This is a genomic window from Streptomyces sp. NPDC001858 (assembly GCF_053594615.1).
Genome location: NZ_JBSFEV010000017.1, coordinates 1 through 14,901, shown reverse-complemented (window position 1 = coordinate 14,901; position 14,901 = coordinate 1). Strand labels below are relative to the sequence as shown.

General features: G+C 74.0%; 11 protein-coding genes, 1 tRNA gene and 1 pseudogene. 10 read left to right on the top strand and 3 right to left on the bottom strand.

Translation table 11 applies throughout. From position 1 onward, the window contains the following. Window positions 1-125: 125 nt before the first annotated feature. The 6 genes and pseudogenes from ACWCPF_RS23425 to ACWCPF_RS23400 all read left to right on the top strand — a co-directional run bounded on the left by ACWCPF_RS23425 (window position 126) and on the right by ACWCPF_RS23400 (window position 9,645). Window positions 126-1,421, top strand: coding sequence for a nucleotide disphospho-sugar-binding domain-containing protein (locus ACWCPF_RS23425; RefSeq protein WP_451047002.1), 1,296 nt, complete (start codon window positions 126-128; stop codon window positions 1,419-1,421). A gap of 115 nt (window positions 1,422-1,536) precedes the next feature. Continuing rightward, window positions 1,537-3,189, top strand: a pseudogene (locus tag ACWCPF_RS23420) (BTAD domain-containing putative transcriptional regulator); the annotation flags it as partial. An 822-nt stretch (window positions 3,190-4,011) separates the two neighbouring features. Beyond that, window positions 4,012-4,716 (top strand): tetratricopeptide repeat protein, encoded by a 705-nt coding sequence (locus ACWCPF_RS23415; RefSeq protein ID WP_451047125.1) that lies wholly within the window; start codon window positions 4,012-4,014, stop codon window positions 4,714-4,716. Window positions 4,717-4,744: 28 nt separating this feature from the next. Beyond that, entirely contained in the window at window positions 4,745-5,581 is an 837-nt protein-coding gene (locus tag ACWCPF_RS23410) for an alpha/beta fold hydrolase (RefSeq protein ID WP_451047001.1), read from the top strand. 61 nt (window positions 5,582-5,642) lie between these two features. Next, complete coding sequence (locus tag ACWCPF_RS23405; protein WP_451047000.1) at window positions 5,643-8,687, top strand: AfsR/SARP family transcriptional regulator; 3,045 nt, start codon at window positions 5,643-5,645, stop codon at window positions 8,685-8,687. Window positions 8,688-8,730: 43 nt separating this feature from the next. Beyond that, complete coding sequence (locus tag ACWCPF_RS23400; protein ID WP_451046999.1) at window positions 8,731-9,645, top strand: TIGR03619 family F420-dependent LLM class oxidoreductase; 915 nt, start codon at window positions 8,731-8,733, stop codon at window positions 9,643-9,645. A gap of 117 nt (window positions 9,646-9,762) precedes the next feature. Here the strand turns inward: ACWCPF_RS23400 and ACWCPF_RS23395 are convergent, their stop codons facing one another. Both ACWCPF_RS23395 and ACWCPF_RS23390 read right to left on the bottom strand, forming a co-directional pair. Then, entirely contained in the window at window positions 9,763-10,620 is an 858-nt protein-coding gene (locus tag ACWCPF_RS23395) for an alpha/beta fold hydrolase (RefSeq protein ID WP_451046998.1), read from the bottom strand. Window positions 10,621-10,810: 190 nt separating this feature from the next. After that, a tRNA-Leu gene (locus ACWCPF_RS23390) sits at window positions 10,811-10,895 on the bottom strand. A gap of 217 nt (window positions 10,896-11,112) precedes the next feature. On the opposite strand from ACWCPF_RS23390, the gene ACWCPF_RS23385 reads away from it, so the two are divergent. The 3 genes from ACWCPF_RS23385 to ACWCPF_RS23375 all read left to right on the top strand — a co-directional run bounded on the left by ACWCPF_RS23385 (window position 11,113) and on the right by ACWCPF_RS23375 (window position 13,758). Further along, window positions 11,113-12,441 carry a M20/M25/M40 family metallo-hydrolase gene (locus ACWCPF_RS23385; protein WP_451046997.1) on the top strand — a complete coding sequence of 443 codons (1,329 nt, stop codon included), beginning with the start codon at window positions 11,113-11,115 and terminating at the stop codon, window positions 12,439-12,441. A 129-nt stretch (window positions 12,442-12,570) separates the two neighbouring features. After that, on the top strand, window positions 12,571-12,804 hold the full coding sequence (gene chpH, locus ACWCPF_RS23380; protein ID WP_351919830.1) for a chaplin ChpH: 234 nt from the start codon (window positions 12,571-12,573) through the stop codon (window positions 12,802-12,804). Window positions 12,805-12,915: 111 nt separating this feature from the next. Further along, window positions 12,916-13,758: a chaplin gene (locus tag ACWCPF_RS23375; RefSeq protein WP_451046996.1), complete on the top strand. Its 843-nt coding sequence runs from the start codon at window positions 12,916-12,918 to the stop codon at window positions 13,756-13,758. 72 nt (window positions 13,759-13,830) lie between these two features. On the opposite strand, the gene ACWCPF_RS23370 is transcribed toward ACWCPF_RS23375, so the two are convergent. Then, window positions 13,831-14,019: a DUF5703 family protein gene (locus tag ACWCPF_RS23370; RefSeq protein WP_014671721.1), complete on the bottom strand. Its 189-nt coding sequence runs from the start codon at window positions 14,017-14,019 to the stop codon at window positions 13,831-13,833. A gap of 47 nt (window positions 14,020-14,066) precedes the next feature. On the opposite strand from ACWCPF_RS23370, the gene ACWCPF_RS23365 reads away from it, so the two are divergent. Continuing rightward, complete coding sequence (locus ACWCPF_RS23365) at window positions 14,067-14,777, top strand: hypothetical protein (protein ID WP_451046995.1); 711 nt, start codon at window positions 14,067-14,069, stop codon at window positions 14,775-14,777. Window positions 14,778-14,901: the final 124 nt, after the last annotated feature.

Sequence of the window (14,901 nt, the reverse complement as noted above, 5' to 3'; positions counted from 1 at the left end):
GGGCAGGCCCGAGGGGCAGGTCAGCGGGCAGTTCAGCGGGCAGGTCAGAGGGGGTCCACTTCTTCTGCACACCGGGTTTCTACGCTCCCGTGGCACCGTCCACCCACCCGACCCAGGGAGTCTCCATGACACTCGTCATCGCCGTCGCGGCACCGTTCCACGGCCATGTTCAGCCGGTCCTCACCGTGACCGCCGACCTGGTGCGGCGCGGACACGAGGTCGTCGTGCTGACCGGGGCCCGGTTCGCCGAGGACGTGCGGGCCGTCGGCGCCCTGCATGTGGCGCTGCCGCCCGAGGCGGACTTCGACGACCGCAAGCTCGACCTGTACTTCCCCGAGCGCGCCGCCCTTCCGCCGGGACCGGCGCAGCTGTCGTACGACCTGAAGCACATCTTCGGCGACCCGACCGCCGCCCAGTACCGCGCGCTCACCACCCTGCTGGCCCGCCGGTTCCCGGCGTCCGTCGTGATCGGCGACCCGTACTTCTGGGGGGCCACGGCGCTCTCCCTGTCCGCCGCGCCCGGGCATCGGCCGGTCACCGTCAGCCTCGGCATCACCCTGCCGACCGTGCTCAGCGAGGACGCGCCCCCCATCGGGTTCGGGCTGCCGCCGCTGCGGGGGGAGGACGCGAAAAAGCGGCACCGAGAGATGAACGACCAGGTCAGGGAGGTCTTCGCCGACACCCAGCGGCATATCGAGGAGAACTTCGGAGAGAGCGGCGTCGAACTGCCGGGCTTCCTCCTCGACACGCTGGTCACCGCGCCGGACCACTACCTGCAGCTGACGGTCCCGGGCTTCGAGTATCCGCGCGCCGACCTGCCGCGCTCGTTCCGGTTCGTCGGACCGCTGCCCGCCACGCCCCCGCGGCCGCAGCCGCTCCCGGACTGGTGGGGGGAAGTGAAGTCGGCGCGGCGGCCGGTCGTCGTGGTCACCCAGGGGTCGTTCGACAACTGGGACCTCGGACGGCTGGTGCGGCCCGCGGTGGAGGCGCTCGCCGACGAGGACGCCCTCGTCGTGGCCGTCACGGGACGCGCCGACGGGCCCGCCGAGGTCCGTGCGGCGGGGCCGGTGCCGTCGAACGCGCGCATCGGCGGCTACGTCCCGCTCGACATGCTCCTGCCGTATGCCTCGGTGCTGGTCACCAACGGCGGGTACGGCGGTGTGCACGAGGCCCTGCGGCACGGGGTGCCGCTCGTCGTCGGCGGGGACGGGGAGGACAAGCCGGAGGTGGCGGCCCGCGTCGAGTGGAGCGGGGCGGGGCGCGATCTGCGGACCGGCCGGCCGTCGCCCGAAGCCGTGCGGGACGCCGTGCGGACCGTGCTGGCCGAACCCGGACACCGCAGGCGCGCGGCCGAGTTGCAGGCGGAGTTCGAGCGCCATGACGCGCTCGCGGCCATCGCCGAGGTGGTCGAATGGGCGTAGGCGCAGGCATAGAGGTAGACGTTGCCGCGCCGCGCCCGGAATGTCCTGCCCCGTGAGCGGCGGCCCCGCCGCTGCCTAGCATGACCTCCGCTGGCTGACGGGTGCGGAGGGGTTCATGTCGCCGATGCCGTTGCGGTTCACGGTCCTCGGGGAAGTGCGGGTCTGGCGGGGCGGGGCGGAGGTGGATCCGGGCCCGCCGCTGCGCCGTACGCTCCTCGCGCTGCTGCTGGCCGGGGCCGGTTCCCCGGTTCCGCTGCCGGAGATCGTCGAGGCGCTGTGGGCGGACCCGCCCCCGGCTCGCGCGGTGAACATGGTGCACCGTCATGTCGGCGAGCTGCGGCGGTTGTTGGAGCCCGGACTGCCCAACCGGGCCGAAGGCAGCCTGCTGTTGCGCGGCGCCGGCGGCTACCGGCTGATGGCGCCGCCCGACTCCGTGGACCTGCTGATCCTCCGTCGACTGGTGCACACGGCACGGGAAGCGCTGCGGCGCGACGATCCGGAGCGGGCCGTCGAGGTGTTCGCGGACGCGCTCGCGCTGCGCCGCGGCCCGGCCGCCGGCTGCCCGGCCCATGCCGCCCCGCATCCCGTCTTCAGGGAACTGGACCGCGAGTACGACGCCGTGGTGCGCGAGGCGGCCGACGCGGCGCTCGGCTGCGGCCGGGCGGACCGTGTCCTGCCCGCGCTGTCCGGCAGCGCGGCCCGCCACCCGCTCGACGAGGGACTTCAGGCCCTGCTCGTCCGCGCCCTCGCGGCGACCGGCCGCCGGGCCCAGGCGCTGGAGGTGTTCCGCGCGACGGCCGCCCGGCTCACCGACGAGCTGAGCGTCGACCCCGGCCCCGAACTGATCGCCGCCGCCCGCCGCGCAGCCGTCCCGGACCCCGCGGAAACACCGGCCGCCCCGAACCCCGCCGCGGTCCCCCCGCCCACCCCGGCCCCCCTGCCGCTCCGGCCCGCCCAACTCCCGCCCGCCATCCCGGTCTTCACCGGCCGCACCACCGAACTGACCCACCTACGAGCCCTACTCACCACCCCACCCACCCCCTCCGACACCCCCACGCCCCGGCTCACCACTCACGGCCCCGCCGACTCCGGCGGCCCCGCGGCCGTGCTCGCCGATCCCGGAACGCCGTATGCCCCGTCCGCGGACCCCGGTGGGCCTGCGGCCCTGCTCGCCGACTCCGGCACCCCGTCCGCCCCCGCTGCCGACCCCGGCGCCTCCTTCGCCCCGTCCGCCGACCCCGCCGCCTCCTTCGCCCCGTCCGCCGGCCGCACCCCCGTGATCGGAGTCATCGGTGGGCCCGCCGGTGTCGGGAAGACCGCTCTTGCCGTGCGGTTGGCGCATGACGTGGCTGATCGGTTTCCTGATGGGCAGCTGTATGTCAATCTGCGTGGCTTCGACCCGAGCGCGCCGCCCCTGAGTCCGCAGGCCGCCTTGCGGGGCTTCCTGGACGCCCTCGGGGTGCCGGCCGCGCGCATGCCGGACGGGCTCGACGCCCAGGCCGCCCTGTACCGCGCTCTGCTGGCGGGCCGCAGACTGCTGGTGCTGCTCGACAACGCCCGTGACGCCGACCAGGTCCGGCCGCTGCTGCCCGGCGCACCCGGCTGCCCGGTGCTCGTCACCAGCCGCGCCCGGCTCACCGGCCTGCTCCGCGCCGACGGCGCCCGTCCGCTCACCCTGGACGTGCTCACGCCCGCCGAGGCCCGCTCCGCGCTGGCCCTGCGGCTCGGCGTCGCCCGGGTGTCCGCCGAGCCGGACGCGGTGCGGGAGATCGTCTCGCTCACCGCGGGGCTGCCCCTCGCCGTGGCCATGGTCGCCGCCCGCGCCGCCACCTTCCCCGCGTTCGCGCTGGCGACCCTGGCCGAGCAGCTGCGGGCCGCGCACGGCGGCCTGGAGGCGTTCCGCGACTCCGACCCCGCCACCGACGTCCACGCGGTGTTCTCCTGGTCCTACGAGGCGCTCGGGATCGCCGCGGCCCGGCTCTTCCGGCTGCTCGGCCTGCACCCCGGGCCGGAGTTCACCGTGCCGACAGCCGCCGCCCTCGCGGGCGAACCCGTCGCCAGGACCCGGATCCTGCTCGCCGAACTCGCCGACGCCCACCTGCTCGCCGAGCGCGCGCCCGGCCGGTACGCCTGCCACGACCTGCTGCGCGCGTACGCCGGCGAACTCGTCCACGCCACCGACAGCGCGGGCGAACGGCGGGCCGCCGTCCGTAGGCTGCTCGACCACTGTCTGCACACCGCACACGCCGCCGCGCTGCTCTTCGACGCCCCGACGTCCGTCATCACCCCCGTCGCACCGGCCGAGCCGGCCCTGCCGTCCGTACGACCGCAGCCGCTCGCCGACGAGAGCGCCGCCCTGGCCTGGCTCACCTCCGAGCGGCCGGTCCTCCTCGGCGCGCTGCGCCTGGCCGTGGACCACGGACTCGACGCCCATGTCTGGCAGTTCGCCTGGACCCTGGAGCGCTTCCACGAACGCTGCTGCCACTGGCCCGAGTACCTCGCCCTGCAACGCACCGCGCTCGCGGCCGCCCGACGCCTCGACGACCCCGTCGCCCTCGCCCAGACCCACCGCGCGCTCGGCCGCGCCTGCATGATGCTGCGGCTCGACGACGAGGCCCTCGGCCATCTCCGCGCCTCGCTCGACGAATCGGCCCGGGACGTCGACCAGCGGGCCCAGTCCCATATCTCCCTGTGGGCCCTGCGGACCCGCCAGGGCCGGCACGCCGACGCCCTCGACGAACTCGCGCCCGCCCTCGGCCTGTACGAGGCCTCGGGCGCGCGCAGGGGACAGGCCGACGTGCTCGTCGCCACGGCCTGGGGACAGGCCTGCCTGGGCGACGGCCGCCGCGCGCTCACCCTCGCGCACCGCGGGCTCGCCCTGTTCCAGGAACTCGGCATTCGCCTCGCCGAGGGATACACCTGGGACGCCATCGGCCACGTCCACGCCCAACTCGGCGCGCACGAGCGGTCGGTGACCTGCTATCAGCGCGCACTCGCCTTGTTCCGGGAGGTCGGCGACCTCTACAACGAGGCCTGCGTACGCGACCGGCTCGGCGACGCCCGGCTCGCGGCCGGCCACCCCGGGGACGCGCTCGGCGCCTGGCGGCGCGCCCGGGACGCCTTCCGGGACTTCGACCCCGTCGCGGCGGCCGAGGTGCAGCGCAAGATCGACCGTCATCGGCCCCCGCCCCCGCCTGCCGCCCTGGTCACAGCCCCGTTCACAAGCCAGGCACACTTCGTCCACTGCGTCCTGCCTAAGCTCCCGCCACCTTCGAGCGGCCAGGAGAGTCCATGAGCCGCCGAGGAGCAAGGAGCACTCTTCAGTGACGTACAACATGATCAACGGCAACCGGCTGTTCCACACCGTCGAAGGGCCCGCGGCGGACCGCGAGGGCGAGACGGTGCTGCTCGTGCACGGCGCGACCTGCGACTCGCACGACTGGTCGGCGCAGATCGGCGCGTTCTCCGCGCGCCACCGGGTGATCGCGCCGGACCTGCGCGGCCACGGCCGGTCCTCCGGGCTGACGGGCGGACAGCGCCCGCGCGACTTCGCCTCCGACCTGGCGGAGCTCCTGGACAGCGTCGACGCCGGGCCGGTCGTCGTCGTGGGGCACTCGCTGGGCGCGCTCGTCGCCTCGGTGCTCGCGGTCGAGTACCCGTCCCTGGTGCGGGCCGTCGTCGCGGTGGACCCCGCGTACGGATTCGAGGCGGAGTTCGCCCCGCAGCTCGCCGCCGCCTTCCGGGTCCCGGACCCGGTCGGCACCGCCGCGGCGGTCCTCGGCGGCCTGGAGAACACCGCCGAGGCCGGACCCGAGGCGGAGGCCCTGCGCGTCCAGCACCGCAGGCGGGTCCTGGCCATGGACCCGATGACCGTACGGGACGTCTTCCAGGGCCTGTTCGACGAGGCGGCCACCCCGCTGACCGTGCGCCCGGGCGTCGAGGCCTACCTGGCGCGCCGCACCTGCCCGGTGCTGTCGCTGTCGGCGGCCGACTCCCTCAAGGCCAAGGGGATAGACGGGGACTGGGAGGAGAACCTGACCCGGCACCCGCACAGCGCGTCCGTGGTGCTCGAAGGGGTCGGCCACTGGCTGTTCCAGGAGCGGCCGGCCGAGTTCAACGCGCTGGTACTGGGCTGGATCGACGGGCTGCCGTCCGCCTGAGCGAAGACGGGCGGTACACGGGGACGACGTACACACGGGGCATACAAGGATAATGGTGACGATGCGGTTCGCGGTCATGGGGCCGGTGCGGGTCTGGCAGGACGACGGGGAGATACGGCTGGGGGCGGCCCAGCAACGCCTCCTGCTGGCCCTGCTGATGGCGCACGCGGGGCGGCCCGTGCCCATGGAGGAGATGCAGCAGGCACTCTGGGGCGAGGCGCCGCCGGGCTCGCCCACGAACGCCGTGTACCGGCACATCGGAGTGCTGCGCCGGCTGCTGGAGCCGGGGTTGCCGCTCCGGGCGCCCGGCAAGTGGCTCGTCAGGGACGCGGGCGGCTACCGGCTGAACGCGTCCCCCGAGACCCTGGACGTACTGCGTTTCCGGGAGTTGGTACGGCGGGCGAGGGAAGCCGAGCGGACGCGCGGCCCCGCCGCGGGCTCGTCCGAATCCGCCGTGCCGCTCTACGTCGAGGCACTCAACCTGCGCACCGGGGCCGTCGCCACCGGCGTCCCGGTGGAGGCGCGGTCCCACCCCGCCTTCAACGCGCTGGAGCGCGAGCACCTCGCGGTGGTGAAGGAGGCCGCCGACGTGCTGCTGGCGGCGGGTTCGGCCGGACGCCTGCTCGCCGTCCTGCACCGCGCCGCCGCCGAGCATCCGCTCGACGAACAGCTCCAGGCCCGCCTCGTGCGCGTCCTGGCCGCCACCGGCCAGCGGGCCGAAGCGCTCGACACCTGGCAGCGGATACGCGCCGGGCTCGTCGCCGAACTGGGCGTCGAGCCCGGCCCCGAACTGCGCGCCGCACAACGCGACGTCCTGCGCGAGGGCACCCCCGCCCCCACGACGCCCGCCCCCAGAGCGTCCGCTCCGACGACGCCTGCCCCCACGACGTCCGTTTCCGCGACGGCCGGGCGGACGAAGCCCGTCGCGCCGTCCCCGGGCGGTCGTACCGCGGCCGCCCGCCTGTTCGTGGTGCCCGACGCGCCGGGGCGGACGCAGCCGTCGGGGCTGCGCACGGCGGACGCGGCGCCCCAACCCCCCGATCCCTTCGTCCGGCCCGCCCAACTCCCCGCCGACCTGCCCGCCTTCGCCGGCCGGCGGACCGAACTCGCCCAGGTGGCGCAGACGTCGGCGACCGAGACCCCGGGCATGCGGATCGCCGTGATCAGCGGCATGGGCGGAATCGGCAAGACCACGCTCGCGGTGCGCTGGGCGCACCGGATCGCCCACCGCTTCCCGGACGGACAGCTGTTCCTGAACCTGCGCGGCTTCGACCCGGGCGGAGCCGTGACCGACCTGGGGCAGGCCCTGCGCGGCTTCATCGAGGCCCTCGGGGTGCCTCCGCAGCGCATCCCGGCCGAGCCGGACGCCCAGACCGGGCTCTACCGCAGCCTGCTGGCCGGACGCCGGGTGCTGATCGTGCTCGACAACGCCCGCGACGCCGAACAGGTGCGCCCGCTGCTCCCGGGCAGCCCCGGCTGCCTGGTCGTCGTCACCAGCCGCGACCGCCTCCTCGGCCTGGTCACCGCCGAGGCCGCGCGCCCCCTGGCCCTGGACCGGCTGCCGGACGCCGAGGCCCGCGAGTCCCTGACCCGCCGCCTCGGCGCCGACCGCGTCCAGGCCGAACCGGCCGCCGTCGACGAGATCGTCGCCCGGTGCGCCGGCCTCCCGCTGGCCCTGGCCGTCGTCGCCACCCGGGCCGCCGCCCACCCGGACTTCCCGCTCGCCGCGATCGCCGACGAACTGCGCACGACCCACGGCAGCCTCGACGCGTTCACCGACGCGGACCCGGCAGGCGACGTACGGGCGGTCTTCTCCTGGTCGTACCGGGCGCTGAGCCCCGGCGCGGCCCGGCTGCTGCGCCTGCTGTCCCTGCACCCGGGCCCGGACGCCACCCTGCCGGCCGCCGCGGCCGCCACCGGCGACCGCCCGGACGAGGTCCGCCGGCTGCTGGCCGAGCTCACCCGGTCCCATCTGCTCACCGAGCACGCGCCCGGCCGGTACGTCTGCCACGACCTGCTGCGCACCTACGCGAGCGAACGCGCCGTCGAGGAGGACGGCGCGGGCGAGCGGGAAGCCGTCGTGCGGCGTCTCCTCGACCACTACCTGCACTCCGCGCACGCCGCCTGCCACGTCTACTCGCCGTTCTGGCGGCTCAACCCGCTGCCCGCGGCCGCCCAGGGGGCGCGCCCCGAGACCTTCGCCGACGACGCGCAGGCGCTGCGCTGGTACACGGCCGAGTCGGAGGTGCTGCGCGCCGTCGCCAAGCGGGCGACGGCACGCCGGGACGACGCCCATGTCTGGGGCCTGGCCTGGTCCCTGGAGCGGTTCATGGACCGGCAGGGCCACTGGCACGACTCCGCCGCACTCCAGCGCGCCGGTCTGGAGGCGGCCGTCCGCGACGGCCACCGCACCGCACAGGCCCATCTGCACCGCGGCCTGGCCCGCGCCTCGGCCCGCCTGGAGCGCCACGACGAGGCCCGGACCCAGGTCCGGCACTCCCTCGACCTGTTCGCCGAGCTCGGCGACCGGCTCGGCCTCGCCCACGCCCACCGCAGCCACGGCTGGCTGCTCGACCGGCTCGGCGACCACGACGGAGCCCTCGACGCGTCCGGCCGGGCGCTCGCCCTCTACCGGGCCCTCGACGAACGCATCGCGCAGACCAGCGCGCTGCACGCCCTCGGCCGGACCCATCTGTCGCGGGGCGAACACCGCAGGGCGGCCGCCTACTTCGAGGAGTCCCTGACCGGCCTGGCCGGCCACGACGGAACCCGGTACGCCGAGGCCGGCGCCTGGGACAGCCTCGGCATCGCCCGCCACCGCCTGGGCGAACACCCGCGGGCCCTCGCCGCCTACCAGTGCGCGCTCCGGCTCTACCGCGAGGTCGGCGACACGTTCAGCGAGGCCGGGACGCTGTGCCGGCTCGGCGACACCTACCTCGCCACCGGCGACTCCGGATCGGCCCGCACGGTCTGGGAGCGCGCGCTGCGCTTCCTGGCCCGCACCGACCCGACGGCGGCCCGCGAGATCCGCACCAGGCTGTCGGCCCTCGGCGACGAGGTTCCGGCGCCGCGGATCGCGGCCGTGTCGTCAGCGGCCGAGCTCTGACCCACCACCCCGTTCCGCCCTTCCACCGCAAGGAGTTCCCGAGATGCGCATAGGTATCGCCGTACCGCAGTACGGCTTGTTCGCGACGCCCGAGGCGATCGTGGAGGTGGCCACGGCCGCCGAGGAACTCGGCTTCGACAGCCTGTGGGCCTCCGACCGCATCCTCACCCCGCACGAGCCGAGCGACCCGTACCCCGGCGGGGACGGCACCATGCCCGACGAGTACCGCACCTTCCTCGATCCGCTCGCCGTCCTCACCCTGGCCGCCGGCGCGACCCGCCGCGTCCGGCTCGGCACCAGCACCCTCAACGCGCTGTGGCACGCTCCGGTCCTCCTCGCCCGCACCCTCACCACGCTGGACGTGATCAGCCACGGACGACTGGACGTGGGCATCGGACTCGGCTGGCTGCGCGACGAGTACCGGGCCGTCGACGTGCCGTGGGAGAACCGCGCCGGCCGCCTGGAGGAGTGGCTCGACGTGGCGGAGGCCGTCTGGACCGACGGGACCGTCCGCCACGACGGCGAACGCTGGACGATCCCGGCCTCGCACATCGGCCCCAAGCCGGTGCAGAGTCCGCGCCCCCCGATCCTCCTCGGCGGTTTCTCCCCCGCCTCCCTGGAGCGGATCGGCCGCCGCGCCGACGGCTGGCTCGCGGTCGGCATGCCGGTCCCCTATCTGACCGCGATGTGGAACACGATCCGGCAGACCGCCGAGGCCGCCGGCCGCGACGCGGACGCGCTCCGCATGGTCCTGCGGGTCAACCCGACGGTGACCGCCGAGGAGGCCCCGCCGGAGGAGGCGCCGACCCGGGGAACGGTCGCCCAGATCACCGACTACCTCCTCGGCGCGGCCGAAGCGGGCGCGGACGAGGTGCTGATCGACCTCCAGCAGACGGCCACCACGACCGCCGAACTGCTCGACCTGGCCGAAGCGATGATCAAACGGCTCCGCCTCTGACGACCACTCCCGCGCGGAGCCGCCGCTGAGCGCACCGCTGGAAGTGCCGCGATGTGCCGTCGTGGCTGGTCGCGCACCCGCGCCCCTTCAGGGCGCTGCCGACCTCCCCCGACCCGCCTACCCGAGGCCGCCGCCTCCCACGGCCGGTACCGGTCCGGCCGTGGGAAGGCCCGCGAGCCACTCCAGAACCAGGGCGTCGAAGTCCTCCGGGCGCTCCTGGAAGAACCAGTGGCCGACGTCGTCCAGCACCACGGCCGCGCTGGCGGGGTGCGGGCTGACCGCCTTGTCCCACTCGGCGTCCAGGCCCTTGGCCCGCAGCGAGGCACGCGCCGAGACCGTCAGCACGGGACAGGACCGCCGGGCGAGGTACTCCTCGGCGGCGGGACGCACGGCCGCCCGGTGGCAGGCCTCCAACGTGCCGATGAAGACGTCCCGGACCACCTGGGGCGTGGCGCTCAACGCCCGGCGGCGGTGCCAGTGCGACAGCCATCGCGGGGTCGGCGCCCCCGACCCGGGCCCCTCCGAACCGCTCAGCACCGCCACCGCCAGGCCCAGCGGATCCGCGCCGCTCATACCCTCGATGACGCCCGCCGCGTACTCCTCGTCGAAGCCGTACGCCGGATCGACCGCGACCACGGCACGGACGAGGTGGGGATGCTCCACCGCGAGCACCGAGGCCACCAACGCGCCCAGGGAGTGACCCACCACGGTCACCGGCCCCGTGCCGAGCCGTTCGAGCAGCACGGCGAGATCGGTGGCCATCGCGTCGGGATCGTGCGCGACCGGATGGTCCTCGGACCGGCCGTGGCCGCGCAGGTCCGGGGCGATGACCCGGTACCGGTCGGTGAACGGGCCGATCTGCATCGACCAGTCCTGCGAGTCGCACAGCGCACCGTGGACCAGCAGCAGGGTCCCCGGCCCGTCGCCCTCGTCGGTGTAGAAGATCCGGGTGCTGTCGACAACGGCATACGGCATGCGTCGCTCCTTCGCTCACACGGCTACGGCCTTACGGTGGCGTGAGCGTAGGAAGGGCGAGTGGAAGAAATGTGTCCGCGCTGCGCTCCGGTCGAGCACGGTGACCGGTCGAGACCACGCAGAAACAGCTTGTGCGGGCCGAGCCTCAGCTCGACCCGCACAAGCGGATACGTTCGGATCTGCGATCCAGTGTCCGAGGGGGGACTTGAACCCCCACGCCCGATAAAGGGCACTAGCACCTCAAGCTAGCGCGTCTGCCATTCCGCCACCCGGACAGGGTGTGTGCCGTGCGGGGTTTCCCCCGCGGCGACGTCGTAAACATTACCAGGCTTTCCGGAGTGCCCGATCACGGGCGGCCGTCCCGCGAGGACGCCCCGGGACCACGCCCCGCGTTAACTGCGTGTGACGGGCGGGCAGCGGTCTTGGGCCTCGGCCCGGGGGAGAGGGAGGATGAGTGGGACCCACCAGCAGTGACAGCGGGAGGAACCTTCAGTGAGCGCGACGGACGACACGGCCAGGGGCGTCACCGGCGAGGACGAGGTCGTGGACCTCTGCCGCGAGCTGATCCGGATCGACACCAGCAACTACGGCGACCACTCGGGACCGGGCGAGCGCAAGGCGGCCGAGTGGGTCGCCGAGAAGCTCGCCGAGGTAGGGCTCGAATCGAAGATCTTCGAGTCCCACCCGGGCCGCGCCTCCACCGTGGCCCGCATCGAGGGCGAGGACCCGTCCAGGCCCGCGCTGCTCATCCACGGCCACCTCGACGTCGTACCGGCCAACGCGGTCGACTGGACCCACCACCCGTTCTCCGGCGAGGTCGCGGACGGCTGCGTGTGGGGCCGCGGCGCGGTCGACATGAAGGACATGGACGCGATGACGCTGGCCGTCGTCCGCGACCGGCTGCGCTCCGGGCGCAAGCCGCCCCGCGACATCGTCCTCGCCTTCCTCGCCGACGAGGAGGCCGGCGGCCTGTACGGCGCCCGGCACCTCGTGAACAACCACCCCGACCTGTTCGAGGGCGTCACCGAGGCGATCAGCGAGGTCGGCGGGTTCTCGTTCACCGTGAGCGAGGAGCGGCGGCTCTACCTCATCCAGGCGGCCGAGAAGGGCATGCACTGGATGAAGCTCACCGTCGCCGGCACCGCCGGGCACGGCTCGATGATCCACCGGGACAACGCGATCACCGAGCTGTCCGAGGCCGTCGCGCGGCTCGGCCGGCACACCTTCCCGGTGCGGGTGACCAAGACGACCCGCGCCTTCCTCGACGAGCTCGGCGACGCCCTCGGCCTCGAGCTGGACCCCGAGGACATGCAGTCCACGCTCGCCCGGCTCGGCGGCATCGCCAAGCTGATCGGCGCGACGCTCAGCAACACCGCCAACCCGACCCAGCTGGGCGCCGGCTACAAGGTCAACGTCATCCCGGGCGAGGCCACGGCCCACGTCGACGGACGGTTCCTGCCCGGGCACGAGGAGGAGTTCCTCGCCGACCTCGACCGGATCCTCGGCCCGAAGGTGCGCCGCGAGGACGTGCACTCCGACAAGGCGCTGGAGACGTCCTTCGACGGGGCGCTGGTCGAGGCGATGCAGTCCGCGCTGCTCGCCGAGGACCCGACCGCGAAGGCCATCCCCTACATGCTCTCCGGCGGCACCGACGCCAAGTCCTTCGACGACCTCGGCATCCGCGGCTTCGGCTTCGCCCCGCTGAAGCTGCCGCCGGAGCTGGACTTCGCCGGGATGTTCCACGGCGTCGACGAGCGGGTCCCGGTGGACGGGCTCCGGTTCGGGGTGCGGGTGCTCGACCGCTTCATCGACGCGTCCTGAAATCGGCCGCCTGTACGGGCATGACTGGGAAGAGTGAATGCGCCGATAAGCGCGTAGCCCCATTAATTCCGCCTCGTTACTGGTGATGCGATCCGCTGCTTGGGGTCGCTTTGCCAACAAGGAGGAATAATGATCAAGAAGGTCGTCGCTGCTGCGGCTGCCACTGGTGGGCTGGTTCTCGCGGGAGCGGGCCTGGCCGTCGCCGACGCCGGCGCCCAGGGTGCCGCGGTGCACTCCCCGGGTGTCGCGTCCGGCAACGTGATTCAGGTTCCCGTGAACATCCCGGTGAACGTCTGCGGCAACACGATCTCGGTGATCGGGCTGCTGAACCCCGCCTTCGGCAACACCTGCATCAACAAGTGACGTCGACCCGCTGAGGGGTCGTCTTTCGCCGTCGGCCCCGGAGCGCACGCCATGCGCTCCGGGGCCGACCGGTCTTTCTCCCGGAAGAGATTTGAGAGCAGGGATTCAGCAATGCGACAGGTCACCCGCAAAAGCCTCATGACCGTGGCGGCGGCGACGGGGGTGATCGCCGCCGCAGGCGGCTACGCCCACGCCGACTCCGCCGCGAACGGCTCCGCCACCGACTCGCCCGGCGTCCTGTCGGGCAACTCGGTGCAGGCGCCGGTCAACGTCCCCGTGAACGTCTGCGGCAACACCGTCGACGTCGTCGGGGCGCTCAACCCGAGCTTCGGCAACTCCTGCGCCAACAAGGGGGGCAGGGCGTCGTCGGGCGGTTACGGCGACGACAAGGGCGGCGGTGGCGGCCATACCGGCAACCACGGCGGCGGTCATGGCGGGGGCCATGGCGGCGGTCACGGCGGCTCCGGGACGCACGGCGGCTCCGGGGGCGCGCACGCGGGCGGGCACACCGGCGGATCGCCCGGCGTCGGCTCCGGCAACCACGTCCAGGCCCCCGTCGACGTGCCGGTGAACGTGTGCGGCAACAGCGTCGACGTCGTCGGGATCCTCAACCCGTCGATGGGCAACGACTGCGCGAACGACAGCGGTTCCGGCGCGCACACGCCGCCCTCCCGCGGCCCCGAGGCGCCGGGCGAGCCCGGGAACCAGGGCCCCGGCAAGCCGGGCGAGCACGGCCAGTCCAACCCGTCCCGCCCGTCCGGACCCCAGGGCGTGCCGTCCACCCCGGATCAGGTGACGCCGGCCGGCTCCTCCTCCGCCCACCGGTCCCCGGCCCACGCCGCACAGCTCGCGCAGACCGGAAGCGAACTGCCGATCGGCTTCGCCCTGCCGGCCGGCGCGGGCGCGCTGCTCGCGGGCGCGCTGATCTACCGCAAGGCGCGCGCCTCCGCGTAACCGCGCACGGCACGCCCCACACGACGGAGCGGGCCCCGCCTCGGCGGGGCCCGCTCCGTTCTTCGTCTCATCTCACCACGTGGCACGCACCTGGCGGATGATGCGCCGGCGCAACCGCACCCTGCGGCTGCCGTCACGCAGCAGACTCAGGCGGTCCAACTCCCAGTGTCCGTACTCGGCATGGTCGGTCAGCAGTCGTGTCGCCTCCTTGCGGGAGACCCCGCGCGGCACGTAGACGTCGACAAATTCGTATTCCGGCATCGCATCTATTGTGCGGGCTGGGGCCCGGTACGGATAGCGTCTGCACTATGTCTGATGCTGCGCAGCCCACCGCTGCCGAGGTACGAGCCGCCGCCGAGGCGGTCAAGACCGCGCTCGACCGCCACCTGGCGGCGGTCGAACGCAGGACGGGAGAGGACGACCCGGCCGTATACGAGGCGTTCAACGAGCTGGCCGCGGCCGCCGAGGTCTACGACGAACTGCTCTACGACCGCTACGACGAGGTCACGCCCTTCGAGATCCCCGGCGCGGAGGACTCCCTGCCGCCGTACGAGGGCCCCGAGGAGCCGAACGCGCTGAGCGTGCTGATCCGCCGCGACTACGCCGTCGCGGAGCCGCAGCGGCTGATGGCGCAGGCCCAGCGGGTGGAGGCGGCGGACGACGACGGAGCGGGCGCGGAGGTCGCGGGCACCGTGCACGGGGCGCTGGGCATCCTGTTCGGCGAGTTCGAGGCGGACGAGATCGCCTCCCGGCACAAGGAGTTCGGCCTGGAGGAGGGCGACTCCACCCTGTGGGTGCTGGCCGCCGAGGAACCGGCCGAACCGGGCGAGTGGCTGGAGACGCCCTTCGACCAGGTCGACCCGGGGCGCGTGGTCTGCCGCTTCGACGTGAGCTCGGTCTTCGACGAACTCGACGACGACGACGCCGACGACGGCGACGACGGCGACGAGGACGGCGACGAGGACCTGGTGGACGACATCGAGGACGAGGAACTGGAGCCACTGGACGCCGACCGCTAGCCGCCCGCCGGTGGCCCGGTAGGCGGTGGCGGGCGGCTTTCGAGACGTCCTGACGGCGGCGGCCGCGAAGGGGATCGACGACCGGGACGTCGACTTCCACCGGAGCGACGTCGACGACAGCGAG